18 protein-coding genes and 1 pseudogene are annotated in these 23603 nt (G+C 68.9%); 16 read left to right on the top strand and 3 right to left on the bottom strand.

Annotated elements, in window-relative coordinates; genetic code table 11:
- Nucleotides 1-22: 22 nt before the first annotated feature.
- From tig to clpX, 4 genes are all read left to right on the top strand, one after another.
- Nucleotides 23-1456: a trigger factor gene (tig, locus tag ACUKCB_RS14115; protein ID WP_473036063.1), complete on the top strand. Its 1434-nt coding sequence runs from the start codon at nucleotides 23-25 to the stop codon at nucleotides 1454-1456.
- Nucleotides 1457-1742: 286 nt separating this feature from the next.
- Nucleotides 1743-2291, top strand: a complete 549-nt coding sequence (locus ACUKCB_RS14110) for a ClpP family protease (protein ID WP_191273690.1) — start codon at nucleotides 1743-1745, stop codon at nucleotides 2289-2291.
- 45 nt (nucleotides 2292-2336) lie between these two features.
- Complete coding sequence (locus tag ACUKCB_RS14105) at nucleotides 2337-2993, top strand: ATP-dependent Clp protease proteolytic subunit (protein WP_473036062.1); 657 nt, start codon at nucleotides 2337-2339, stop codon at nucleotides 2991-2993.
- Between the two features lie 291 nt (nucleotides 2994-3284).
- Complete coding sequence (clpX, locus tag ACUKCB_RS14100) at nucleotides 3285-4565, top strand: ATP-dependent Clp protease ATP-binding subunit ClpX (RefSeq protein ID WP_473036061.1); 1281 nt, start codon at nucleotides 3285-3287, stop codon at nucleotides 4563-4565.
- Between the two features lie 137 nt (nucleotides 4566-4702).
- Here the strand turns inward: clpX and ACUKCB_RS14095 are convergent, their stop codons facing one another.
- A complete protein-coding gene (locus ACUKCB_RS14095; RefSeq protein ID WP_473036060.1) occupies nucleotides 4703-5413 on the bottom strand; it encodes a DUF305 domain-containing protein in 711 nt (236 codons plus the stop codon).
- A 296-nt stretch (nucleotides 5414-5709) separates the two neighbouring features.
- Here ACUKCB_RS14095 and ACUKCB_RS14090 point away from each other — a divergent pair, with 296 nt between their 5' ends.
- The 3 genes from ACUKCB_RS14090 (at nucleotide 5710) to ACUKCB_RS14080 (ending at nucleotide 10231) form a co-directional block, all read left to right on the top strand.
- Nucleotides 5710-7083 (top strand): LVIVD repeat-containing protein, encoded by a 1374-nt coding sequence (locus ACUKCB_RS14090; RefSeq protein ID WP_473036059.1) that lies wholly within the window; start codon nucleotides 5710-5712, stop codon nucleotides 7081-7083.
- Nucleotides 7084-7276: 193 nt separating this feature from the next.
- On the top strand, nucleotides 7277-8698 hold the full coding sequence (locus ACUKCB_RS14085; protein WP_473036057.1) for an LVIVD repeat-containing protein: 1422 nt from the start codon (nucleotides 7277-7279) through the stop codon (nucleotides 8696-8698).
- A 138-nt stretch (nucleotides 8699-8836) separates the two neighbouring features.
- On the top strand, nucleotides 8837-10231 hold the full coding sequence (locus tag ACUKCB_RS14080) for an LVIVD repeat-containing protein (protein ID WP_473036056.1): 1395 nt from the start codon (nucleotides 8837-8839) through the stop codon (nucleotides 10229-10231).
- A gap of 115 nt (nucleotides 10232-10346) precedes the next feature.
- Here the strand turns inward: ACUKCB_RS14080 and ACUKCB_RS14075 are convergent.
- A pseudogene (locus tag ACUKCB_RS14075) lies at nucleotides 10347-11215 on the bottom strand (hypothetical protein).
- Nucleotides 11216-11358: 143 nt separating this feature from the next.
- Complete coding sequence (locus tag ACUKCB_RS14070; protein WP_473036055.1) at nucleotides 11359-12630, bottom strand: hypothetical protein; 1272 nt, start codon at nucleotides 12628-12630, stop codon at nucleotides 11359-11361.
- A 111-nt stretch (nucleotides 12631-12741) separates the two neighbouring features.
- Here ACUKCB_RS14070 and ACUKCB_RS14065 point away from each other — a divergent pair, with 111 nt between their 5' ends.
- The 9 genes from ACUKCB_RS14065 (at nucleotide 12742) to ACUKCB_RS14025 (ending at nucleotide 23377) form a co-directional block, all read left to right on the top strand.
- Complete coding sequence (locus ACUKCB_RS14065) at nucleotides 12742-14091, top strand: bifunctional folylpolyglutamate synthase/dihydrofolate synthase (RefSeq protein ID WP_473036054.1); 1350 nt, start codon at nucleotides 12742-12744, stop codon at nucleotides 14089-14091.
- A 35-nt stretch (nucleotides 14092-14126) separates the two neighbouring features.
- Nucleotides 14127-14540: a DUF4233 domain-containing protein gene (locus ACUKCB_RS14060; RefSeq protein WP_473036052.1), complete on the top strand. Its 414-nt coding sequence runs from the start codon at nucleotides 14127-14129 to the stop codon at nucleotides 14538-14540.
- A 236-nt stretch (nucleotides 14541-14776) separates the two neighbouring features.
- Nucleotides 14777-15181 carry a nucleoside-diphosphate kinase gene (gene ndk, locus ACUKCB_RS14055; RefSeq protein WP_191272910.1) on the top strand — a complete coding sequence of 135 codons (405 nt, stop codon included), beginning with the start codon at nucleotides 14777-14779 and terminating at the stop codon, nucleotides 15179-15181.
- A gap of 228 nt (nucleotides 15182-15409) precedes the next feature.
- A complete protein-coding gene (mreB, locus tag ACUKCB_RS14050; RefSeq protein ID WP_191272912.1) occupies nucleotides 15410-16444 on the top strand; it encodes a rod shape-determining protein in 1035 nt (344 codons plus the stop codon).
- A gap of 1 nt (nucleotide 16445) precedes the next feature.
- Nucleotides 16446-17345 carry a rod shape-determining protein MreC gene (mreC, locus tag ACUKCB_RS14045; protein ID WP_473036050.1) on the top strand — a complete coding sequence of 300 codons (900 nt, stop codon included), beginning with the start codon at nucleotides 16446-16448 and terminating at the stop codon, nucleotides 17343-17345.
- Nucleotides 17342-17902, top strand: a complete 561-nt coding sequence (gene mreD, locus ACUKCB_RS14040; RefSeq protein WP_473036049.1) for a rod shape-determining protein MreD — start codon at nucleotides 17342-17344, stop codon at nucleotides 17900-17902. Before mreC ends, mreD begins: the two co-directional genes overlap by 4 nt.
- Nucleotides 17903-17905: 3 nt before the next feature.
- Nucleotides 17906-20038: a penicillin-binding protein 2 gene (mrdA, locus tag ACUKCB_RS14035; protein ID WP_473036048.1), complete on the top strand. Its 2133-nt coding sequence runs from the start codon at nucleotides 17906-17908 to the stop codon at nucleotides 20036-20038.
- Nucleotides 20038-21222, top strand: coding sequence for a rod shape-determining protein RodA (gene rodA / locus ACUKCB_RS14030; protein ID WP_473036047.1), 1185 nt, complete (start codon nucleotides 20038-20040; stop codon nucleotides 21220-21222). The genes mrdA and rodA overlap by 1 nt, the downstream gene beginning before the upstream one ends.
- 214 nt (nucleotides 21223-21436) lie before the next feature.
- On the top strand, nucleotides 21437-23377 hold the full coding sequence (locus ACUKCB_RS14025) for a TIGR03960 family B12-binding radical SAM protein (protein ID WP_473036046.1): 1941 nt from the start codon (nucleotides 21437-21439) through the stop codon (nucleotides 23375-23377).
- The last annotated feature ends 226 nt before the right edge of the window (nucleotides 23378-23603 follow it).

Here is a 23603-nt window from a genome sequence, read left to right as displayed (position 1 = left end):
GCAAACCTAGGAGTACCGCCCCGTGAAGACCGATGTCGAGGAGCTCAGCCCGACCCGGGTCAAGCTGACCATCGAGGTGCCCTTCGAGGAGCTCGAGCACGCTTTCGACGAGACCTACAAGTCGCTCGCGAAGCAGGTTCGGATCAAGGGCTTCCGCCCGGGCAAGGCGCCGGCGCGGCTGATCGACCGCTACGTCGGCCGTGGCGCGGTGATCAGCGAAGCTGTCAACCACGCCGTTCCGGAGCTCTACAACGAAGCCATCCAGAAGGAGGAGATCTTCGCGCTCGGCCAGCCCGACGTGGAGGTCACCAAGCTGGAGGACAACGACGAGCTCGCCTTCACCGCCGAGGTCGACATCCGACCCAAGTTCGAGGTGAAGGACTACAAGGGCATCGAGGTGACCGTCGACAACGCGACCGTCACCGACGAGCAGGTCGACGAGCAGATCGGCACCCTGCGCGAGCGCTTCTCCACCCTTGTCGGTGCCGACCGTCCCGTCGAGGACGGCGACCACCTCTCCATCGACCTGGCTGCCGCCATCGACGGTGAGAAGCTCGAGGACGTTGCCGTCAGCGGCTACTCCTACGAGGTCGGCACCAACACCATGCTGGAGGGCCTCGACGAGACCCTGCGCGGCATGGAGGCCGGTGGCGAGGCCACCTTCAAGACCACCCTCGTCGGTGGCGAGCACGAGGGCGAGGAGGCGGACGTCACCGTCACCGTGCACTCGGTGAAGGTGAAGGAGCTGCCCGAGCTGGACGACGAGTTCGCCCAGCTCGCCTCGGAGTTCGACACCATCGACGAGCTGCGTGAGGACGTGCGCAAGCGCATGGCCGACGTCCGTCGGATGCAGCAGCTCTCCGCCGCCCGTGACAAGGCGCTGGAGAAGCTGATCGACTCCGTCGAGATCCCGCTGCCCGACGCGGTCGTCGACGAGGAGATCACCCGTCGTCGGCAGAGCCTGGAGCAGCAGCTGGCGCAGAGCGGCCTGACCAAGGAGGCCTACCTCGAGTCGCAGGGCAAGACCGAGGAGGAGTTCGAGGAGGAGCTGAAGACCGGCGCCAACTCGGCGGTCAAGGCTGGTTTCATCCTCGACCAGCTGGCCCTCCAGGAGGACCTCAGCGCCGACCAGGGCGAGCTCAGCCAGTACGTGTTCGAGCAGGCCCAGCGCATGGGTGTGAGCCCGGACCAGCTGGCCCAGCACCTGGTCGAGTCGAATCAGATCCGCGTCGCCTTCACCGAGGTCGTCCGCGGCAAGGCCATGGACCTGGTCCTGGCCGCCGCCAAGGTGACCGACGAGGACGGCAACGTCGTCGAGCAGGAGATCGTCGAGGCCTCGGACGAGGACGCCGTGGAGGAGGCCGCCGAGGCCGCCGCCGCTGCGGTCGCCGAGGCTGACGAGGCCGTCGAGGAGACGAAGGACGACGAGGCGGCTGCCGAGGCCGACTCCAAGTAGTCCTTCGGCCGCACAGCCCTCGTACGGGCCCCGACCGACCCGCACCGGGTCGGTCGGGGCCCGTCGTGTTTGTTCGCCGCCAGGAGAAAAGGCGTGTTCGGGGCCCGCCGCACCCTGCGCTCAAAGCGAACAGGGACGGTATCCGGACGAGCCTGGCGTCTGTCGGCGTTAGTGTCGCTGTATCGCAACCGTTTCGATTCCGGAGCAGGTGACGAGAGTGCCGCCGACCTTTGATGAGTCCCCGCGATTCGACGCTCGTACGTCGGATCCGCAGCTTTCCCCTTTTATTGAGCAGACGCCTCAGCGCCTGTTGCGCCAGCGAATCGTATTCCTCGGCCAGCAGGTCGACGATGACATCGCCAACCGCCTGGTTGGTGAACTCCTGCTGCTGTCCGCAGAGGACCGCCAGCGGGACATCACCATGTACATCAACTCGCCGGGTGGTTCCGTAACGGCGGGCATGGCGATCTACGACGTCATGCAGTACATCCCCAACGACGTGCGCACCGTGGGTATCGGTATGGCCGCTTCCATGGGCCAGATGCTCCTGTGCGCCGGTGCTCCCGGCAAGCGTTACGCACTGCCGCACACCCGCGTCATGATGCACCAGCCCTCCGGTGGCATCGGGGGCACCGCCTCCGACATCCGGATCCTGGCTGACCAGCTGCTCTACGTGAAGAAGATGTTCATCGAGAAGATCTCCGAGCACACCGGGCAGACGGTCGAGCAGATCGAGAAGGACGCCGATCGTGACCGCTGGTTCACGGCCCGGGAGTCACTGGAGTACGGCTTCATCGACGAGGTGCTCGAGGGCACCCTCGACGTGACCAGCTGACCTGGCCCCAGCCCATGAATCGGCGCAGTGCGTGGAAGGCGTGAAATGACCGAGTTCAATCCCAGTCCCATCGGCGGCGCGGCCTCGATGGCTCCCCAGAGCCGCTACGTCCTGCCGTCCTACGTGGAGCGTACGTCGTACGGCGTCAAGGAGATGAATCCGTACAACAAGCTCTTCGAAGAGCGGATCATCTTCGTCGGCGTCCAGATCGACGACGTTTCGGCCAACGACCTGATGGCCCAGCTCATCACGCTTGAGCAGCTCGACTCCGAGCGGGACATCCAGATGTACATCAACTCGCCGGGCGGGTCCTTCACCTCGCTCATGGCGATCTACGACACCATGCAGTTCGTGCGCCCCGACATCCAGACGGTGTGCATCGGACAGGCCGCGTCGGCCGCCGCGATCCTGCTGGCGGGCGGCACCAAGGGCAAGCGCGGTGCGCTGCCCAACGCCCGGATGATGATCCACCAGCCCGCGACCGAGGGTATGCACGGTCAGGCCAGTGACATCGAGATCCAGGCCAACGAGATCACCCGGATCCGCCAGCAGCTGGAGAGCACTCTGGCCAAGCACACCGGGCGGACCGCGGAGCAGGTCTCGAAGGACATCGAGCGGGACAAGATCCTCACCTCGGAGGAGGCCGTCGAATACGGTCTCATCGACTTCGTGCTGCCCTACCGCAAGGCTTCCCTGAAGTAGGGCGACATCGGCCGTCGGCCTCTGGCCGGGACTTTCCGCGCACGCGGAGGCGTTCCCGGTCAGAGGAGTCCGGCCATCGGGAAGTACCTGCCGGACCGGTTTCTGACCCGCCTGGGACAGCCCGGTGGTGAAGCCGGTCCGGTTTTTCGCTTAGTCTGGCGGAGAGCGACACACAGATCGCCCCGTTCGTGGCTGGCCGGTCGTGAACGGATCACGGGAACTTGAGCTTTCCGTCCGTTCGGCGCCGGGTGCGCCGGGAACGGGGCGGCCTTAGTTTTGAGGAGTGGCTGGGTGGCACGCATCGGTGACGGCGGGGATCTGCTGAAGTGCTCATTCTGCGGCAAGAGCCAAAAGCAGGTGAAGAAGCTCATCGCCGGCCCCGGCGTGTACATCTGCGATGAGTGCATCGATCTGTGCAACGAGATCATCGAAGAGGAACTCGCCGACGCCACGGAGCTCACGTGGGATTCCCTCCCCAAGCCCCGCGAGATCTACGAGTTCCTCGACTCGTACGTGATCGGTCAGGAGCAGGCGAAGAAGTCCCTCTCGGTGGCGGTGTACAACCACTACAAGAGGGTCCGTTCGGAGACCGACCGTCCCGGTGACGAGGACGTCGAGATCGCCAAGTCGAACATTCTCCTGCTGGGGCCGACCGGGTCGGGCAAGACCCTGCTGGCCCAGACCCTCGCGAAGATCCTGAACGTCCCCTTCGCCATCGCGGACGCCACAGCGCTGACCGAGGCGGGCTACGTGGGCGAGGACGTCGAGAACATTCTCCTGAAGCTGATCCAGGCCGCTGACTACGACGTCAAGAAGGCCGAGACCGGCATCATCTACATCGACGAGGTCGACAAGGTCGCCCGCAAGAGCGAGAACCCCTCGATCACGCGCGACGTGTCCGGTGAGGGTGTCCAACAGGCGCTGCTGAAGATCCTGGAGGGCACCACGGCGAGCGTTCCCCCGCAGGGCGGACGCAAGCACCCGCACCAGGAGTTCATCCAGATCGACACCACCAACGTGCTGTTCATCTGCGGTGGGGCCTTCGCGGGGCTGGAGCAGCTCATCGAGTCCCGCACCGGCCAGCAGGGCATGGGCTTCAACGCCGTGCTGCGGCCCAAGAGCGAGAAGGGCGAGACCGCGCTGTTCGGCGAGGTCATGCCGGAGGACCTGCTCAAGTTCGGGATGATCCCGGAGTTCATCGGCCGTCTTCCGGTGATCACCAGCGTGCACAACCTGGACAAGGCCGCGCTGATCCAGATCCTCACCGAGCCGCGCAACGCCCTGGTCAAGCAGTACCAGCGGTTGTTCGACCTGGACAACGTGGAGCTGGAGTTCACCCAGGACGCCCTGGAGGCCATCGCGGAGCAGGGCATCATCCGGGGGACCGGGGCCCGTGGTCTGCGCGCCATCATCGAGGAGGTTCTGCTCTCGGTGATGTACGAGGTGCCCAGCCGTGAGGACGTCGCCCAGGTGATCATCACCCGCGAGTCCGTCGAGCAGCACGTGAACCCGACGATCGTGCCGCGGGACCAGCTGGACTCGGGCGACGGACGCCAGGAGAAGTCGGCCTGATCCCGCCTGCCCGCTGAGAACGCGCGGGAGGCGAACGCGAACCCTCGGGGCGCTCTTCTCTCAGGGAGGGCGCCCCGAGGCGCGTCCGGGCCCCTCACCGCGCCGCCGGGGCCGGCGTGCGGGTCCGGGACGGAGCCCTAGTCCTCGGACAGGACCTGCTCCATACGGGAGATCTCGGTGTTCTGTTCCGCGATGAGGTCGTTGGCCATCCGCAGGATCGCCTGGTCCTTGCCCTGCGCCATGACCTCCTCGGCCATGGTGACCGCGCCCTGGTGGTGGACGGTCATGAGTTCGACGAAGAGCCGGTCGAAGTCGTCGCCCTCGGCCTCGGCGAGGCGTTCCATGTCCTCGGGGGAGGCCATGCCCTCCATGTCCTCGTGGTCGACCTGGAGGTCGCACTCGACCACGTTCCCGTCCTCGGAGTGATGGCTGCCGTCGCCCTCCAGCCCGCAGAAGTTCTGGTGGGCCGAGTTCTCCCGGGCGGGGCCGAAGACGTTCTCCTCCAGCCAGCTCTCCATCGCGGTGATCTCGGGGCCCTGGGCCGCGGAGATCCGGTCGGCGATCCGCTCGATCCCGTCGCGTTCGTGGCGCTCCTCGACCAGGTCGGTCATCTCCAGGGCCTGGGCGTGGTGTTCGATCATCTTCACGAGGTAGGTGACGTCCGCCTCGTTGTGCCCCTGTTCCTCGGCGAGGGCGGCGATCTGGTCGGGGGTGGCGGGGGTGGAGGACTCTCCGGGGGCCCCGGGGGCGATGACGTTGGCGGAGTCCTGCCCGCCGTCCTCGCCGGTACAGGCCGAGGCTCCGAGCAGCACGAGGGCGGTTCCGGCTGCGAGTGCCAGGCGACGCACGAGGTCTCCTCCAGGGGTGGGGATTCGGCGGGCCGGGTGCCCGACGGTGTCGGAGAGCGCGCCAGGGTGAACGCGACATCCTGCGGGTTTTCTACTCACTCGGTGGGTGTTTTGTCCAGTGTCGGGCCCGTGTCGGTCGCGCTGCGTTGTGTTCTCGGGCGCGCTACGCCGTCCGCTGAAGGGTGTTTTCGGGGTGAGATGTCTGATCTCGGTGTTTCGTCTGTTCTGTGGAGAGTGATGCATGTATAACCCAAAGTAGTCAACTGACTTCTTCGAGTGGTTCTCGGGGGTGGGGCATGGCTTCGGGAACAGGACGAAGGTGTGGACGCCGTGGTGTCACGGCGGTCTCCGCGCTGCTCGCGGCGGTGGGGGCGGCGGTGCCGGGCGCCGTGGCCGACGACGGGGTGAGCACGGGCGGGGGAGTGGTGCACCTGGCCAACGTACCCAAACCCCAGGCTCTGACCTCGGCCTTCAACTCGGACCTGGCCTTCACGGGTGACTACGCGATCGGCGGTAACTACGACGGCTTCGTCGTCTACGACATCTCCGAACCAGCTTCTCCGGTCGTGGTGGCCACGGTGCTGTGTCCCGGCGGCCAGGGCGACGTCTCGGTCAGCGGGGACCTGCTCTACTTCTCCGTCGACTACCCCCGGGCGGGCGATGAGTGCGGGGCACCCGCCGTGCCCACCACCGATCCCGACGGGTTCGAGGGCATCCGGGTCTTCGACATCTCGGACAAGGCCGATCCGCGGTACGTGGCGGCGGTGGCCACCGACTGTGGTTCCCACACCAACACCCTGGTGCCCGGAGCGGACGGCAGCAGCGACGTGATCTACGTGTCCTCGTACTCGCCCTCGCCGGACTTCCCGAACTGCCGGCCGCCGCACGACAGGATCTCCGTCATCGAGGTGCCGCACGAGGACCCGGAGTCCGCCGCCGTGGTCAGCGAGCCGGTCCTGTTCCCGGACGGCGGTCACGCCACGACCACCGGATGCCATGACATCACCGCCTACCCGGAGCGGGGACTGGCCGCCGCGGCCTGTCTGGGTGACGGGGTGCTGCTCGACATCTCCGATCCGCTCGCCCCGGTGGTCGTCGAACGTGTCCGGGACGAGAACTTCGCCTTCTGGCACTCCGCCACGTTCACCAACGACGCTGCTCATGTGCTCTTCACCGACGAGCTCGGTGGTGGGAGTGCGGCCACCTGTAACGAGGAGATCGGTCCGGAGCGGGGCGCCGACGCGGTGTACTCGCTGGACCTTTCCGGGGACAGCCCCGAGCTGCAATTTCGGAGCTACTACAAATTGCCACGTCATCAGTCCGAAACAGAGAACTGTGTGGCGCACAACGGTTCGCTGATCCCCGTCCCCGGGGAGGACCTCTTCGTGCAGTCCTGGTACCAGGGCGGCATCTCGGTGATCGACCTCACCGACCCCGACCGACCCGCGGAGGTCGGCCACTTCGACCGGGGCCCGGTCGACCCGGACGGCCTGCGCACGGCCGGATCCTGGTCGGCCTACTACTACAACGGCCACGTCTACTCCTCCGACATCGAGCGGGGTTTGGACGTGCTCGAACTCACCGATCCCCGCTTCGAGGGGGCCGGGGAGCTGGTCCTGGAGGAGTTCAACCCGCAGTCACAGCCGGTGCTCCGAACGGATGACCAGTGACCGACGCCGCGGTCCGCGGCAGCCGAAGCGCCCGGAGCGCGATGCCGAACGAATCCTAGGCACTGTGCGTAGTCAGATCGGATCAGCTCTACATCGTGTTAACAACCATCTTTCTTTTGTTTCCCTCTATACATATTGATGTTGAACTGTGTACGTTCTTCCTGTTTCGCTCCATTCGGAATCAGGAGTACACATGGCGTCATCCCCCGTCCGTCCCGTCCCCAGACGCCCCTCGTACCGACGCGGTCCAGCCGGTCTCGCTCTCGCCTTCGCCACCGCCCTGACCATGGGAGTCCTCGGTCCGGCCACAGCCTCGGCGGACCGGGTCCCCTTCGAGAGCGACGCCGACACCAGCGACAACGTCACCCATGTGACCAACGTCCCGAAGTCCGAGTCCATGGACGCCTACAACTCGGACCTGGCCTTCACGGGTGACTACGCGATCGGCGGCAACTACAACGGCTTCGTCGTCTACGACATCTCCGAACCCGAAGCCCCCCAGGTCGTCTCCGAGGTGCTGTGCCCCGGCGGCCAGGGCGACGTCTCGGTCAGCGGGGACCTGCTCTACTTCTCCGTCGACTACCCCCGGGCCGGTGACGAGTGCGGCGCGCCCGCCACCTCCAGCACCGATCCCGACGGGTTCGAGGGCATCCGGGTCTTCGACATCTCGGACAAGGCCAACCCGCAGTACGTCGCCGCCGTGCGCACCGACTGCGGTTCCCACACCAACACCCTGGTGCCCGGCAAGGACGGCGAGTACGACTACGTGTACGTGTCCTCGTACTCGCCCTCGTCGCGGTTCCCGAACTGCCGGCCGCCGCACGACAAGATCTCCGTCATCGAGATCCCCGTCGACAACCCCGCCGAGGCGGCCCTGGTCAACGATCCGGTCCTGTTCCCCGAGGGTGGGAACCGGAGCACCAGCGGGTGCCACGACATCACCGCCTACCCGGAGAAGGACATCGCCGCGGGCGCCTGCATGGGCGACGGCATCATGATGGACATCTCCGACCCGGCGCACCCCGTCGTCACCGACGTGGTTCGGGACGAGAACTTCGCCTTCTGGCACTCCGCCACGTTCACCAACGACGCCGACACGGTCATCTTCACCGACGAGCTCGGCGGCGGTGGCGGCGCCATCTGCACCGAGGAGTACGGCGTCGAGCGCGGCGCCAACGCCCTCTACAGCGTCGACGGCTCCAAGGACGATCCCGGGCTCGCCTTCGAGAGCTACTACAAGATCCCGCGCCCGCAGAGCGAGACCGAGAACTGCGTGGCGCACAACGGTTCGCTGATCCCGGTCCCGGGCCGGAACTACTTCGTGCAGTCCTGGTACCAGGGCGGCGTCTCGGTGATCGACTTCAACGACCCGGAGAACCCCCGCGAGATCGGCTACTTCGATCGGGCCCCGATCAACGAGGACAGGCTGGTGCTCGGCGGATCCTGGTCGGCCTACTACTACAACGGCCACGTCTACTCCTCCGACATCAGCCGCGGCCTGGACGTGCTGAAGCTGACCGACCCGCGGATGCGCGTGGCGGAGCGCGTCACCTACGACGAGTTCAATCCGCAATCCCAGCCCAGCTACCGCCCCGGAAACGGGCACGGACGCTGACCACGAATCCCTCCCGGTGGCTCCTCCTGGGGAGTCAGGGCAAACGGGAGGGACCGGGGTCGCGGCCACACGGCCGCGGCCCCGCCACCCATCACCCCCGGACCCCCGTCCCCCACCCGAACACGATCAGGAGAGACCATGCCCGAAGCTCCCCCGACACGGGCCAGGCGTCGCCTGCGCGGAGCGACCACGGTCGCGCTGACCGCGTCGGCCACCCTGCTCGCCGGGCTTCTCGGCTCGGCGACGGCCCATGCCGACACGCCCCCCGCCGACAGTGTCAGCAGCGACAACGTCGAGCACGTCGCGAACGTCCCCAAGCCCGAGGCGATCAGCAACACCAACTCGGACCTTGCGTTCACGGGTGACTACGCGATCGGCGGCAACTACGACGGCTTCGTCGTCTACGACATCTCCGAACCCGAAGCCCCCCGGATCGTCTCCGAGGTGCTGTGCCCCGGCGGCCAGGGCGACGTCTCGGTCAGCGGGGACCTGCTGTACTTCGCGGTCGACTACCCCCGGGCCGGTGACGAGTGCGGCGCGCCCGCCACCTCCAGCACCGATCCCGACGGGTTCGAGGGCATCCGGGTCTTCGACATCTCGGACAAGGCCAACCCGCAGTACGTCGCCGCCGTGCGCACCGACTGCGGTTCCCACACCCTGACCCCGGTACCGGGCAAGGACGGCGTGCACGACTACGTGTACGTGTCCTCGTACTCGCCCTCGTCGCGGTTCCCGAACTGCCGGCCGCCGCACGACAAGATCTCCGTCATCGAGGTCCCGTTGGACGCCCCGGCCTCCGCCGAGGTCATCGACGCACCGGTGCTCTTTCCCGAGGGTGGGAACCGCGGCACCAGTGGGTGCCACGACATCACCGCCTACCCGGAGAAGGACATCGCCGCGGGCGCCTGCATGGGCGACGGCATCATGATGGACATCTCCGATCCGGCGGCTCCGGTCGTGACCGAGGTGGTCCAGGACGAGAACTTCGCCTTCTGGCACTCCGCCACGTTCACCAACGACGCCGGGACCGTCCTGTTCACCGACGAGCTCGGCGGCGGTGGCGCCCCCACCTGTACCGAGGAGATCGGCCCCGAGCGCGGCGCCAACGCCGTCTACACGCTTGAGGAGACCGCGGACGGCCACAACCTGGAGTTCGCCAGCTACTTCAAGATCGACCGGCACCAGGGCGACCAGGTGTGCGTGGCGCACAACGGTTCGCTGATCCCGGTCCCGGGCCGGAACTACTTCGTGCAGTCCTGGTACCAGGGCGGTATCTCGGTGATCGACTTCAACGACCCGGAGAACCCCCGCGAGATCGGCTACTTCGACGCCGACTCCCGGATCGACCCGGACGTCCAGGACAACGACACCTGGTCGACGTACTACTACAACGGCTACGTGTACTCCTCCGACATCGTGCGGGGCCTGGACGTGCTGAAGCTGACCGACCCGCGGATGCGCGTGGCGGAGCGCGTCACCTACGACGAGTTCAACCCGCAGACCCAGACCAGCTACCGGCCGGGCAACCGGTAGGGGGCGAGCCCGCCGAAGCGCCGCGGGGGCCGGAGGCGACCGTCATCCGGCCCCCGTGACAAGCGCGGGTTCGAGGACCGCCCAGCGTCCGTGCGGGGGGCGGCCCCCGCACGGATCAGGTGAAGAGGTCCTCGGGGCGTTCCACCGTCACGGCAGCGGGAACCCATTTCGCCAGGGTCTCCAGGTCCGTGCAGTCCTCGATCCGCTCACGAACCTTGCCGGAGACGTCGAAACCCCGCGCTTCCAGAACCGAGATCACATTCCGTACCGCGAGAGCTCGCCCTTCCTCTCGCCCTTCCTCTCGGCCGATTCCGACGTACTTGCGGGCGAAGTCGCTCTGCCACTCGTAGGTCTCCACAGCCATCAAGCTCTCCAGCTCCTTCCGAGCGGCCTCGTTGAGGCCGGACAGCACATAGTCATAATAAAACGCCCTGTTCGCCTCGGGCGTGGAATCCAGGGCCTCGATCACCGCGTCCAGAGTGCGGTGGTCGGTGTCTCCGTGGGCGTGGGCCGACAGCACCGCCAGTTCGGGGAGAGCGCGGGCTTGTTCCTTCTGCGCGATGACCGGCATCCGGGTCGGCCCGATGGTGAGCGGAACCAGATCGAACCCCGGATGGCCGGTCCGGATCGGTTGGGCGCACCAACGGGCCATGGCATCACTCGGCACAGGACCAGCAGCACCGTCGGGCACTCCAGTCGGACATGGAGGGTGATCAGGTAGGCGGGCCAACTGCGCCGTTTGTCCCTGTCATGGCCGTTTTGGCGTTCGACCACCACCGCCATCACGTTCTCGGTACCGTCGCGCAGTACGACGGCACCGTCGCTGTTGAACTCCTTGGGATCGCAGTTGGTCAGTACCGAACTGGTGTTGAGTACCTCGGTGTGTCGGGGCACATCGAAACCGAGGGAGTTCAGCAATGCCGGGGCCACGGCGGGTTGGTTCTGGACGAGCCGCAGCGGAATCTCGTGCTCGCGTGTGGGCATGCGGTTCCTTGGAGCTCGGGGACGGCCGAACGCACGTATCGACGCGGGTGTTCAGCCGCCGAGGGGACGACCAAGCGTGATCATGCCGACTCGTCCCCAGTCGCGCGGGCCTTTTGCGGACTACGGGTCGCGGAGTGTGAAACCTATGCTCGATCGGCGTTGAACAACCGGTCGGTGGGGGCGTCCAGGACCTCCAGCACGCGGCCGGTGAAGTAGACCGTGCCCAGGGCGAGCACCCGTGCGCCCAGGGCGGCGACGGCAGCGGGTGAGAGCTCCTCGGCCTCCATCCGGCCCCAGTGGGCGGGCAGACCGTGGCCGAAGCGCAGGTGGGTCTCGGGCAGCCGCACCGCCGTCACCGGCAGGTCCGCCAGGGCGGCCACCGCCCCGGGCACGTCCTTGTGGTCGGGCAGACACAGCAGAACGTGGTCCACGCCGCCCCACAGACCCCTGGCGTGGGACAGGGCGGCGGTCACACCGACGCGGTCGATGGCCGAGTCCACCACCACCTCGGCCGCGCCCCCCGGCACGGTGTGCCTGGACAACCGGGCGGGCAGGTTGATGGTTCCCAGGACGGAGTGAAGGCGTTCCGGGGGCGCCGCCGGGTGCCCGAGCAGTTCCAGTGCGCGTGTGGCGGCGGCCGTTCCCAGCACCCCCGAAGCCGCCGACAGCCCTGCCGGACGCAGCTCCACCGGGGGCTCGGCGCCCTCGGCAGCGGGGTCCACCACCTCAGGGGCCAACCGGCCCCCGGTCGCCTCGGCCAGGGCCTGTTCCACCACGGGCGCCACCTCGGTGGTCTGCGGCAGTGTCACCAGGGCCCGCGTCCGTTCGGCGCTCACCACGCGGGTCTTCTCCCGGGCGATCTCGGTCACGGTGTCACCAAGGACACCGACATGCTCGGCAAAGACCATGCCAAGGGCCACGACCTCCGGGCCGAGCAGCCGCAACTCGTCGCGGTGGCCGCCCATCCCGGCCTCCAGGACACACACGTCGGCGCCCACCGCCCGGGCGTGCAGCAGCCCGGCCACCAGGAACAGGCCGCTCGGTGCCAGGTATCCGCCCTCCCGCTCCGCGGGCACGAGCTCCCGCCGGGCGGACTCGACCTCCGCGCCCAGCCGGCGGAGCTCCCCGTCGCTCACGGACACTCCGTCCACCCGGACCCGCTCCCGGTAGTTCCGGAAGCTCGGACCCGTCACCAGGACGGTCCGCAGCCCGGCCGCGGACAGCGCCGCGGCCGCGTACGTGGCCGTGCTCCCCTTGCCCTTGGAGCCGACCACCCCCAGAACCGGCGCCCGCGCGGAGTCCAGGCCGAGCCCGTGGAGCAGCGCGGCCGCGCGGTCCAGGCTCCGCACCTGGCCGGGACGGCGGTGCGTCCACTCGGAGAAGAAAGGGGCGAGATCAGGGTCAAGGCTGGGCATACCCACAGTATGGTCCGGGTGATATCGCGCTTTGCACACCCGGACCGGCACCGGTGTCCAGGTGAGGCCGCGTACACTGGCGCGGGTGTACACCCCGACCACCGAGACGCCGTGAGCGGCGTGAGCGCCGACGAGCGCTACGCCGCGGTCACCGCGGAGATCCTCTCCCGCGCACCCGAGTCCGACATCGACCCTCGTCTGGACCGTGTCCGCACGGTCCTCGACCTCCTGGGCGACCCGCACCGCAACTTCCGGGTCATCCATGTCACCGGGACCAACGGCAAAACGTCCACAGCCCGAATGATCGACGCGCTCATGCGCGGCCGCGGCCTGCGCGTGGGCCGATACACCAGTCCCCACCTGCGAACGGTGCGCGAGCGCATCGTCGTCGACGGTGAGCCGATCTCCCAGGAACAGTTCGTCGAGGCCTACGACGACATCCGGCCGTACCTGGAGATGGCCGACACGATGAGCGACGTGCGGTTGTCGTTCTTCGAGATCCTCACCGTCATGGCCTACGCCGTCTTCGCCGACGCCCCCGTGGACGTCGCCGTGGTGGAGGTCGGCATGGGCGGCAGCTGGGACGCCACCAACGTCGTCGACGGCGACGTCGCTGTCATCACGCCGATCGGCATCGACCACACCGAGTACCTGCCCGACACCCTCGACGGCATCGCCGAGGAGAAGGCGGGCATCATCAAACCCCACTCCGTCACGGTCATGGCGCAGCAGCCGCTGCCCGCCGCGGAGGTCCTGGTCCGGCACGCCGCCGAGGTCGGGTCCACGGTGGCCCGGGAGGGCCTGGAGTTCGGGGTGACCTCCCGTGAGGTGGCGGTCGGCGGTCAGCAGATCGCCGTCAAGGGCCTCACCGGGAACTACGAGAACCTGTTCCTTCCCCTGTTCGGTGAGCACCAGGCCAGCAACGCCGCGGTCGCCGTGGCCGCCGTGGAGGCCTTCTCCGCAGCAGAGGACGCCGCCGGACTCGACCCCGAGATCGTCGGTGAGGCCCTGACGGGACTGGAGTCCCCGGGGCGGATGGAGGTCGTGCGGACCAGCCCGACCGTCATCGCCGACGCCGCACACAACCCGGCGGGGATGATCGCCACCGTCGCCGCCGTGCAGGAGGCCTTCTCCTTCTCGCGGTTGGTCGGCGTGGTCGCCGTCATGGCCGACAAGGACGTCGAGGGGATCCTGGACCCCCTGGAGCCACTGCTCGACGAGATCGTCGTCACCCGCAACTCCTCACCGCGCTCCCTCGATCCGGAGCAGCTGTCCGTCCTCGCCCAGCAGATCTTCGGCGAGGACCGCGTACACGTGGCCCCCAGACTCGACGACGCCATCGACCGGGCCGTGGGCCTGGCCGAGGAGAGCGGCGAGTTCGGCGGGGTCGGTGTGCTGGTCACCGGATCGGTCGTCACCTCGGGTGACGCCGTCCACCTGCTGCGGGGCTCCGGGGAGTAGCGGGACAGACGAGCCACCTACGAAGGGAAACCGCCGTGCGCACACTCTGTGCCGTAGTCCTCGTGTTCGAGGTCATCGTGATCGGTCTGGCGATCCCCATCGCCATCAACCTGGAGGGCGCCGACCCGGCCCTGGCCGGGGGCGTCTGGGGCGGGATGGCCCTGGCCGCGCTGGTGCTCTCCGGGCTCCAGAAGCACACCTGGGCGCACTACGCCGCCTGGGGCCTGCAGGCCGCGTTCCTGTTCAGCTCCTTCATGGTCACCGGGGCGCTCCTGGTCGCGGTCGTGTTCGTGTCCCTGTGGATCACCGGGGTGATCCTGGGTCGCAGGGTCGACGAGGTCCGTGCGATGCACACCTCGCGGGCCGGCGCCGAGGAGGAGACCGGAACCAGTGGGGCGGCCGAGCCCGCGGAGACCGCCGGGGCCACCGGAGGCGCCGGGCGGTCCTGAGCCGAGCGGTCGGTATCGGCGAGAACGCCGTGCCCACCGCGCCCCGGCGCCAAACGCGATAGTGTGACGCACGTCCGGGCAGGCGAACGGCCGGTCCCGCGGATGGCGGACCACACCCCTTCCCTCGCCTCCGACCCCCGGGCGCACACCCGTACACCCCACCGCGTGCGACCGCCACCGCGGGCGCAGGTCCGCGCGCGCCGCGCGGGGGGTCCCAGTGAGGAGTTGAAACGCACGTGGAGCGCACTCTCGTTCTCATCAAGCCCGACGGCGTCCGCCGCAGCATCGTCGGCGAGGTCATCTCGCGCATCGAGCGCAAGGGCCTGAACCTGGTCGCGATGGAGTTGCGCACGCTCGACGCCGACACCGCCAAGACGCACTACGAGGAGCACGCCTCGCGTCCGTTCTTCGGCTCGCTGGTGGAGTTCATCACCGGCGGACCGCTGGTCGCCATGGTGGTCGAGGGAGAGCGCGCCATCGAGGCCTTCCGCGCCCTGGCCGGTGCCACCGACCCGGTCACCGCCGCCCCCGGCACGATCCGCGGCGACCTCGCGCTGGAGGTCCAGCAGAACATCGTGCACGGTTCGGACTCCACCTACTCCGCCGAGCGCGAGATCAAGCTGTTCTTCCCCAACCTGTAGGGGGTTCGGGCCCGAGTGCCCTACGACCGGTGCCCCGGGGCGTCTGCCCCGGGGCACCGTGCTTTTCTCACCATTCGTCCGGTGACGAGGCAACAATTCGGTGTGTTTGCGTAACTATCCAAGTGCCGACCGTTACGATACGGGGGACTAGACACCTAACGTGTTGGAGCGACTACGCGTGGTCGTGCCGCATCTCCACGCCCGACACGGCGCCTCTGAGGACGTTACATGCCGAACAACCTTGCATTTCTCGGCCGGGACATGGCCGTAGACCTTGGTACCGCCAACACACTCGTGTACGTACGCGGACGCGGCATCGTCCTGAACGAGCCGTCGGTGGTCGCGCTCAACACCTCGACCGGCAAGATCGTGGCGGTCGGCATCGAGGCCAAACAGATGATCGGCCGCACGCCGACCAACATCACCGCCATCCGCCCCCTCAAGGACGGCGTCATCGCCGACTTCGAGGTCACCGAGCGGATGCTGCGGTACTTCATCCAGAAGATCCACCGCCGCCGCCACTTCGCCAAACCCCGCATCATCGTCGCGGTACCCAGCGGTATCACCTCGGTCGAGCACCGCGCGGTCAAGGAGGCGGGCTACCAGGCGGGGGCGCGCCGGGTGTACATCATCGAGGAGCCCATGGCCGCCGCCATCGGCGCCGGGCTGCCCGTCCACGAGCCCACCGGCAACATGGTGGTCGACATCGGCGGCGGCACCACCGAGGTGGCCGTCATCTCCATGGGCGGCATCGTCACCTCCCAGTCCATCCGGGTGGGCGGTGACGAGATCGACCAGGCCATCATGACCTTCGTCAAGAAGGAGTACTCCCTGATGGTGGGGGAGCGCACCGCCGAGGAGCTCAAGCTGGCCATCGGCTCCGCCTACCCGACGGGCACCGAGGAGCTCCACGCGGAGGTACGCGGCCGCGACCTCATCAGCGGCCTGCCCAAGACCATCGTCATGTCCGAGTCGGACGTGCGCCAGGCCATCGAGGAGCCGGTCACCGCCATCATCGACGCGGTCCGCACCAGCCTCGACAAGTGCCCGCCCGAACTGTCCGGCGACATCATGGACCGGGGGGTCGCGGTCACCGGCGGCGGAGCCCTGCTGCGCGGCCTCGACGACCGCCTCCTCCACGAGACCGGGATGCCCATCCACATCGCCGAGAACGCGCTCGACTCGGTCGCCGTCGGCTCCGGCACCTGCGTGGAGAACTACGAGCGCCTGCACCAGGTCCTCGTCCCGGAACGGCGGCGCTGACATGTTCCGCGACTCCCCGCAGTCCCGGCTGTTCCTCGCCGTGCTCGTCGTCGCGGCCGTGGTCCTGATCGCCGTGGACGCGCGCCCCGGCAGCAACCCGGTGACCGCCCTCGCCCGCGGCGGCGGCGAACTCGTCTTCGCACCCGCCGCGGCCGGGGTCGGTCTGGTCACCGGGCCCGCGGCCGAGCTCTACGAGGCCGTGCGCCAGGGGCCGAAGGCCGCCGACCGCATCGCCGAACTGGAGGAGGCCAACGCCGAGCTGGAGTCGCAGCTCGCTGCGGCCCGCCTCGACGACGGCCGCGCGGACCAGCTCGACGAACTCCTGCACCTGTCCGGCCTCGGCTCCTACGAGGTCGTTCCGGCCCAGGCCGTCACCCGGACCACCGCGCGGGGGTACGCGCACACGGTCACCATCGACGCGGGCACCGGCTCCGGGATCCGCCCCGACATGACCGTCGTCAACGGTTCGGGTCTGGTCGGCCGGGTCATCGAGGCCGGGCCCCGCACCTCCACCGTCAGGCTCGCCACCGACGTCAACTCCACGGTGGGCGCCCGACTGGAGCAGACCCGCAAGATCGGCGCCGTCACCGGGGGCACCGTCCCGGGCGGCCCCGAGGCCGACATGACCCTGGAGCTGTTCGACATGGAGGCACCCATCGAGTCGGGGGACCGCGTGGTCACGCTCGGCTCGCACGACGGCGCTCCCTTCGTCCCCGGTGTCCCCGTCGGCACCGTCGACGAGGTCCAGGTCGCGCCCGGCGCGCTCAGCCGGATCGCCCGCATCACCCCGGCCGTGGACTTCTCGTCCCTGGACGTGGTGGGCGTGGTCGTCGGCGGCCCCGAGGAGGACCCGCGCGACTCCGTGCTTGGACCCAAACCCGAACCGGAGGGGGACCGATGAGGGCCGCAGTGACCCTGCTCATGGTGACCGTCGCGGTGCTCGCCCAGGCCACCGTCGTCAACCGCCTGCCCTTCGAGTGGGGGCCCGGACCCGACCTCGTGCTCGCGGCGGTCGTCGCCGTCGCCCTGACCACCAGTCCGGCGGCCGCCGCCGGCTGCGGGTTCGCGGCGGGGCTGGCCGTGGACGTGCTCCCCCCGGCCGAACACCCGATGGGCCGCTACGCCCTGGTGCTGTGCCTGGCCGCCTACGTGCTCGCCCTGCTGCGCACCAACACCGGTTTCGGCGGCCCGACGAGTTCCGGTGTCTCGGCCTGGGCCGCGGTCGGTGCCACCGCCGTCACGGCGGCGGGCGTGGGCCTGGGATACGCGTTCGTCGGTTTCGTGATGGGCGACGCCGGCATCACCCCGGCCGCGGTCGCCCTGCACACCGGGGTCGGCGTCCTGCTCACCACCCTGGCCTCCGTGCCGGTCACCCTGCCGGTCCTGTGGGTGCGATCACTGCTCACCGAGAGCGACTTCGCCACCATCCAGGGCCCGATCTCGCCGGGGGGGTGGTGAGCGGTGCACAAGCCTCCCGTGGACCCCGCGCTGCCGGGGCGCAGGCTCGGCCGGTTCGGCCTCTTCCTCGCCCAGTTCATGGTCCTGGTCCTGTTCGCGGCCCTGGCCGCCCGCCTCTGGTACCTCCAGGTGCCGATGGCCGAGCACTACCGTGAGCTCGCCGTCTCCAACCACCACCAGGAACTGGTGGTCCCCGCCACCCGGGGGCAGATCCTCGACGCCAGCGGCCGCACCGTGGTCAGCAACAAGACCGAACTGATGGTCTCCGCCGACTACCACGAGATCCAGGGCATGCCGGACGGGGGAGAGGCGGTCCTGAGCGACCTCTCCGAGGTCCTCGACGTCCCCCTGGAGGAGCTCCAGCAGCGGATGCGGCTCTGCGGTCCCGAGGTGCAGCGGCCCTGCTGGCCCGGCTCGCCCTACCAGCCCGTCACACTCGCCGAGGACGTGGCGGGGCCGGTCGCCCTCCAGGTCATGGAGCGCGCCGACGAGTTCCCGGGTATCACCGCACAGGCCCAGGCCGTACGCGAGTACCCCTACGGGGAACACGCCGGCCAGATGCTCGGCTACCTTCAGCCCGTCACCCAGGAGGAGCTGGAGGCACGGGAGGAACTGCGCACCCAGTTCACCGGGATCGACCAGGTGGGCCGGGACGGACTCGAAGCCGTCTACGACAAGGAACTGCGCGGCAGGGCAGGACTGCGGACCCTGGGCGTGAACAACCACGGCGAGATCATGGACGTCATCTCCGAGCGCCTGCCCGAGGCGGGAATGCACCTGGTCACCCACATGGACATGAACGTCCAGAAGGTCGCCGAGCGGGCCCTGGCCAAGGGTATGGAGAGGGCCCGGCCCAGGTACCGTGCCGACTCCGGCGCCGCCGTCGTCCTGGACGTCACCAACGGCGGGGTCGTGGCCATGGCGAGCCTGCCCACCTACGACCCCGCCATCTGGGAGGGCGGGATCGACCAGGAGACCTTCGACTCCATGCTCAGCGAGGAGGCGGGCGAACCCCTGCTCTCCCGGGCCGTCCAGGGCACCTACCCGCCCGGATCCACCTTCAAGGTGTCGTCGCTGTCCGCCGCGGTCGAGAACGGGTACTCGCTGCGCAGCACCTACGCCTGCCCGGGGTCGGTTTCCCTGGCCGGCCAGAGCTACGAGAACTACGCGGGCGCGGGGCAGGGCAGCATCACCCTGAAGCAGGCCATCATCGCCTCCTGCAACACCGTGTTCTACAACTTCGGCTACCAGATGTGGAAGCAGGACGGCGGTCTCCACCCCGACGGCGAACCGGAGGAGGCGATGGCCGAGATGGCCCGCGGCTACGGCTTCGGCTCGCCCACCGGCGTGGACCTGCCCTACGAGACCGGCGGCCGCATCCCCGACCGCGAGTGGAAGCGCACCTTCTGGGAGGAGACCCGGGAGACCAACTGCTCGCGGGCGGAGAAGGGCTACCCGGAGGTCGCCGAGACGGACCCGTCCCGGGCGGCCTACCTCAAGCGGCTCGCCCACGAACACTGTGTGCAGGGCTTCGAGTGGCGGGCCAACGAGGCCGTCAGCTTCGCCATCGGCCAGGGGGACGTTCTGGTGAGCCCGCTGCAGTTGGCCAGCGCCTACGCGGCCATCGCCAACGGCGGCACACTGTACGAGCCCCGCGTGGCCAAGGCGATGGTCGCCGCCGACGGTTCCCGGGTGGAGCCCGTCGAGCCCTCGGTCAAGGGGGAACTGCCGGTCAGTGACGAGACCATCAGATACCTCCAGGAGGCCCTGACCGAGGTGCCCAAGACCGGTACCGCCGGCGGTGCCTTCGGCGGCTTCCCGCAGGACAGTGTCTCCATCGCTGGCAAGACCGGCAGTGCCGACGCGCAGGGGCGCCAGGTCTCGTCCTGGTTCGCCTCCTACGCCCCGGCCGACGACCCGCAGTACGCCATCGTCGTCCTGGTCTCCCAGGGCGGTACCGGCGGTGCGACCTCCGCGCCCATCGCCCGCGAGATCTACGAGGGCATCTACGGGTTCTCCTCCTCCGGGAACGCCGAGGACGTCGAGCAGGGGGAGCCGCTGTTGCCCGACGGCAGACCGCACAGCGAACTTCCGGTCGTGCGCCCGGACGGTTCCATCGAGACGCTGGAGCCCTGATGATCACGAACATGGGGGGATCGCCGCGACGGCGGCACGACCTCGGACGGGCCCTCACCACGGCGGCGGGGGGAGCCCGCCGCCTCGACTGGGTGCTGATCTCCTCCGTGCTGGCGCTCGGGGCGATCGGGTCCCTGCTGGTCTGGTCGGCGACGCTACCGGGTGACGGGGGCGACCCCCTGGAGTCCGTCGACCACCTGCTCCGGCACCTGGCGCACCTCGGTGTGGCCTGGACGGTGTGCCTGCTGGTGGCCGCCCTGGACTACCGGACGGTGCGCGCCTACGCACCGATCGCCTACGTGGCCACTCTCGTCGCGCTCATCCTGGTGCTCACCCCGCTGGGCGCGGTGATCAACGGTTCGCGCGGGTGGATCGTGCTCGGCGGCTTCCAGTTCCAGCCCAGCGAGCTGGCCAAGGTCGGCCTGATCCTGGTGCTGGCGACGCTGCTCGGTGAACCGCGGGACGGCGAGACCAGGCCGATGACCAGGGACGTCCTGTTCTGCCTGCTGGTGACGGCGGTTCCGCTCGGGCTCGTGATGTTCCAGCCCGACCTCGGCACCGGTCTGATCCTGTGCGTGATCTTCCTCGGCATGCTCACCCTGTCCGGCGCCCCTTTCGTGTGGGTGGCGGGCATGGCGCTGGTCGGGGCCGCCGGCGTGTTCTGCGTGTGGTGGTTCGACCTGTTGGAGCCCTACCAGGTGGACCGGATCGCCACCCTCGTGGACCCGGCGGCCGACCCTCAGGGTGCGGGCTACAACTCCGCACAGGCACTGATCGCCGTGGGGTCGGGCGGCTTCGACGGCACCGGGCTCTTCCACGGGGAGCAGACCCACGGCCGCTTCGTGCCCGAGCAGCACACCGACTTCATCTTCACCGTCGCGGGGGAGGAGCTCGGGTTCGTCGGGGCGGTCTCGGTCATCGCCCTGTTCACCGTGGTGCTCTGGCGGATCCTGCGCATCGCCCAGGGGTGCGACCAGCCGTACCCGCGGCTGCTGTGCGTGGGTGTGGCCTCCTGGTTCGGCTTCCAGACCTTCGTCAACATCGGGATGGGCCTGGGGTTGCTGCCGGTGACCGGGCTGCCGCTGCCGTTCGTGTCCTACGGCGGCACCGCCATCCTCGCCAACATGCTCGCCGTCGGCCTGGTCCTGGGCGTCAACTCCCGGGACCGGGGCTTCGAGTTCTGACGCCGGACCGGGCGCGTCGGAAGCCGGCCGGAGCGGGCGGGACGGCCGTGCGGACCGGATCGGGGCTGTGGACGACCGGGCGGTGCCCGGCTGACGCCGGTAGCCTGGTGGAACACCGGGCCCGGTGGCTCCCACAGCACCGCCCGGCCCGCACGCCCCTTCGGGGGCACAGGATCCAGCCAGACACGATGTCCGCCGATCGAAGGCCCGCACCATGTCCGTCGAAAGCCTCTTCCCGCGCCTCGAAGCCCTGCTTCCCCAGGTGAGCAAGCCGATCCAGTACGTGGGCGGTGAGCTCAACTCCGTGGTCAAGGACTGGGACGAAACGCAGGTGCGCTGGGCGCTCATGTATCCGGACGCCTACGAGGTGGGCGTGCCCAACCAGGGTGTGCAGATCCTCTACGAGGTCCTCAACGAACGCGAGGGGGTCCTGGCCGAGCGCGCCTACGCGGTCTGGCCGGACATGGAGAAGCTGATGCGCGAGCACGGCCTCCCGCACTTCACCGTCGACTCCCACCGGCCGGTCCGCGCCTTCGACGTGCTCGGGCTGAGCTTCGCCAGCGAGATGGGCTACACCAACATGCTCACCGCGCTGGATCTGGCCGGGATCCCGCGCCGCTCCGCCGACCGGACCGGCCAGGACCCGATCGTCCTCGCCGGCGGGCACTCGGCCTTCAACCCGGAGCCCATCGCCGACTTCCTGGACGCCGTGGTCCTCGGTGACGGTGAGGAGATCACCCTCGCCATCACCGAGATCATCCGCGAGTTCAAGGAGGAGGGGGAGCCCGGCGGGCGCGACGGCCTGCTGCTGCGTCTGGCCGCCACCGGCGGTGTGTACGTGCCCCGTTTCTACGACGTGAGCTACCACGAGGACGGCAGGATCGCCGCGTACACGCCGAACCGTCCGGGGGTGCCGAACACGGTGCTCAAGCACACCGTGATGGACCTGGACCAGTGGCCGTACCCGAAGAAGCCGATCGTGCCCACGGCCGAGTCCGTGCACGAGCGCTACAGCGTGGAGATCTTCCGGGGCTGCACCCGCGGCTGCCGGTTCTGCCAGGCCGGGATGATCACCCGGCCGGTGCGCGAGCGTAACCAGCAGACCGTCCAGAAGATGGTGGAGGAGGGGGTGAAGGCCTCCGGTTTCCAGGAGGTGGGCCTGCTCTCGCTGTCCAGCGCCGACCACAGCGAGATCGGCGGCATCGCCAAGAACCTCGCCGACCACTACGAGGGCACCAACACCGGCCTGTCCCTGCCCTCCACCCGGGTGGACGCCTTCAACATCGACCTGGCCAACGAACTGACCCGTAACGGCCGTCGTTCGGGTCTGACCTTCGCACCCGAGGGCGGCAGCGAGCGGATGCGCCGGGTGATCAACAAGATGGTCACCGAGGAGGACCTCATCCGCACCGTCACCGCCGCCTACGCGGCGGGTTGGCGCCAGGTGAAGCTGTACTTCATGTGCGGTCTGCCCACCGAGGAGGACGAGGACGTCCTGGCCATCGCCGACCTGGCCACCGAGGTGATCCGGACCGGCCGCGAGGTGACCGGCCGTAAGGACATCCGCTGCACGGTCTCCATCGGTGGTTTCGTCCCCAAGCCGCAGACCCCGTTCCAGTGGGCGGCGCAGACCTCGCACGAGGACGTGGACGCCCGCCTGCGCAAGCTGCGCGACCGGCTCCGCGGCGACCGCAGGTACGGCAAGTCCATCGGCCTGCGCTACCACGAGGGCCGTCCCTCCATCGTGGAGGGACTGCTGTCCCGCGGTGACCGGCGGGTCGGCCGGATCGTGGAGGAGATGTGGCGTGCGGGGGGCCGGTTCGACGGCTGGAGCGAGCACTTCTCCTACGACCGCTGGATGGCGGCGGCCGAGGCCGGCCTGGCCGGAACCGGAGTGGACGTGGACTGGTTCACCACACGCGAGCGTGACGAGGACGAGGTTCTGCCCTGGGACCACCTGGATGCCGGGCTGGACCGCTCCTGGCTCTGGCAGGACTGGCAGGACTCCCTGCACGGTGAGGAGTCCCTGGAGGTCGACGACTGCCGTTGGAACCCCTGTTACGACTGCGGTGTGTGCCCCTCCATGGGTACGGAGATCCAGATCAACGACGACCAGGCGCAGGGACGGCCGATGCTGCCGCTGACGGTGCTCTGAGGGACCGTGGTGGCGCCGACGGGCGCGCGGAGCTTCGGCTCTGCGCGCCCGTTCGCGTGCGGGACGGGGATGACGCAGGCGGTGCGGAGCAGGGAGCCTCCGTGCGCACGGGTCGGCCCGCGAACGCGCACGGTGGAAGCCGGACGAACAGTGTGTCCTGGAGGGGAGTATGATTCGCGCGCCGGACGCTCTGCGACGCCTGCCTCGACCCTCCATGGGGGAGTGG

This window comes from Nocardiopsis moroccensis, from assembly GCF_055763695.1.
The sequence above is the reverse complement of the archived record's forward strand: the minus strand, read 5'-3'. Positions and strand labels throughout refer to the sequence as shown.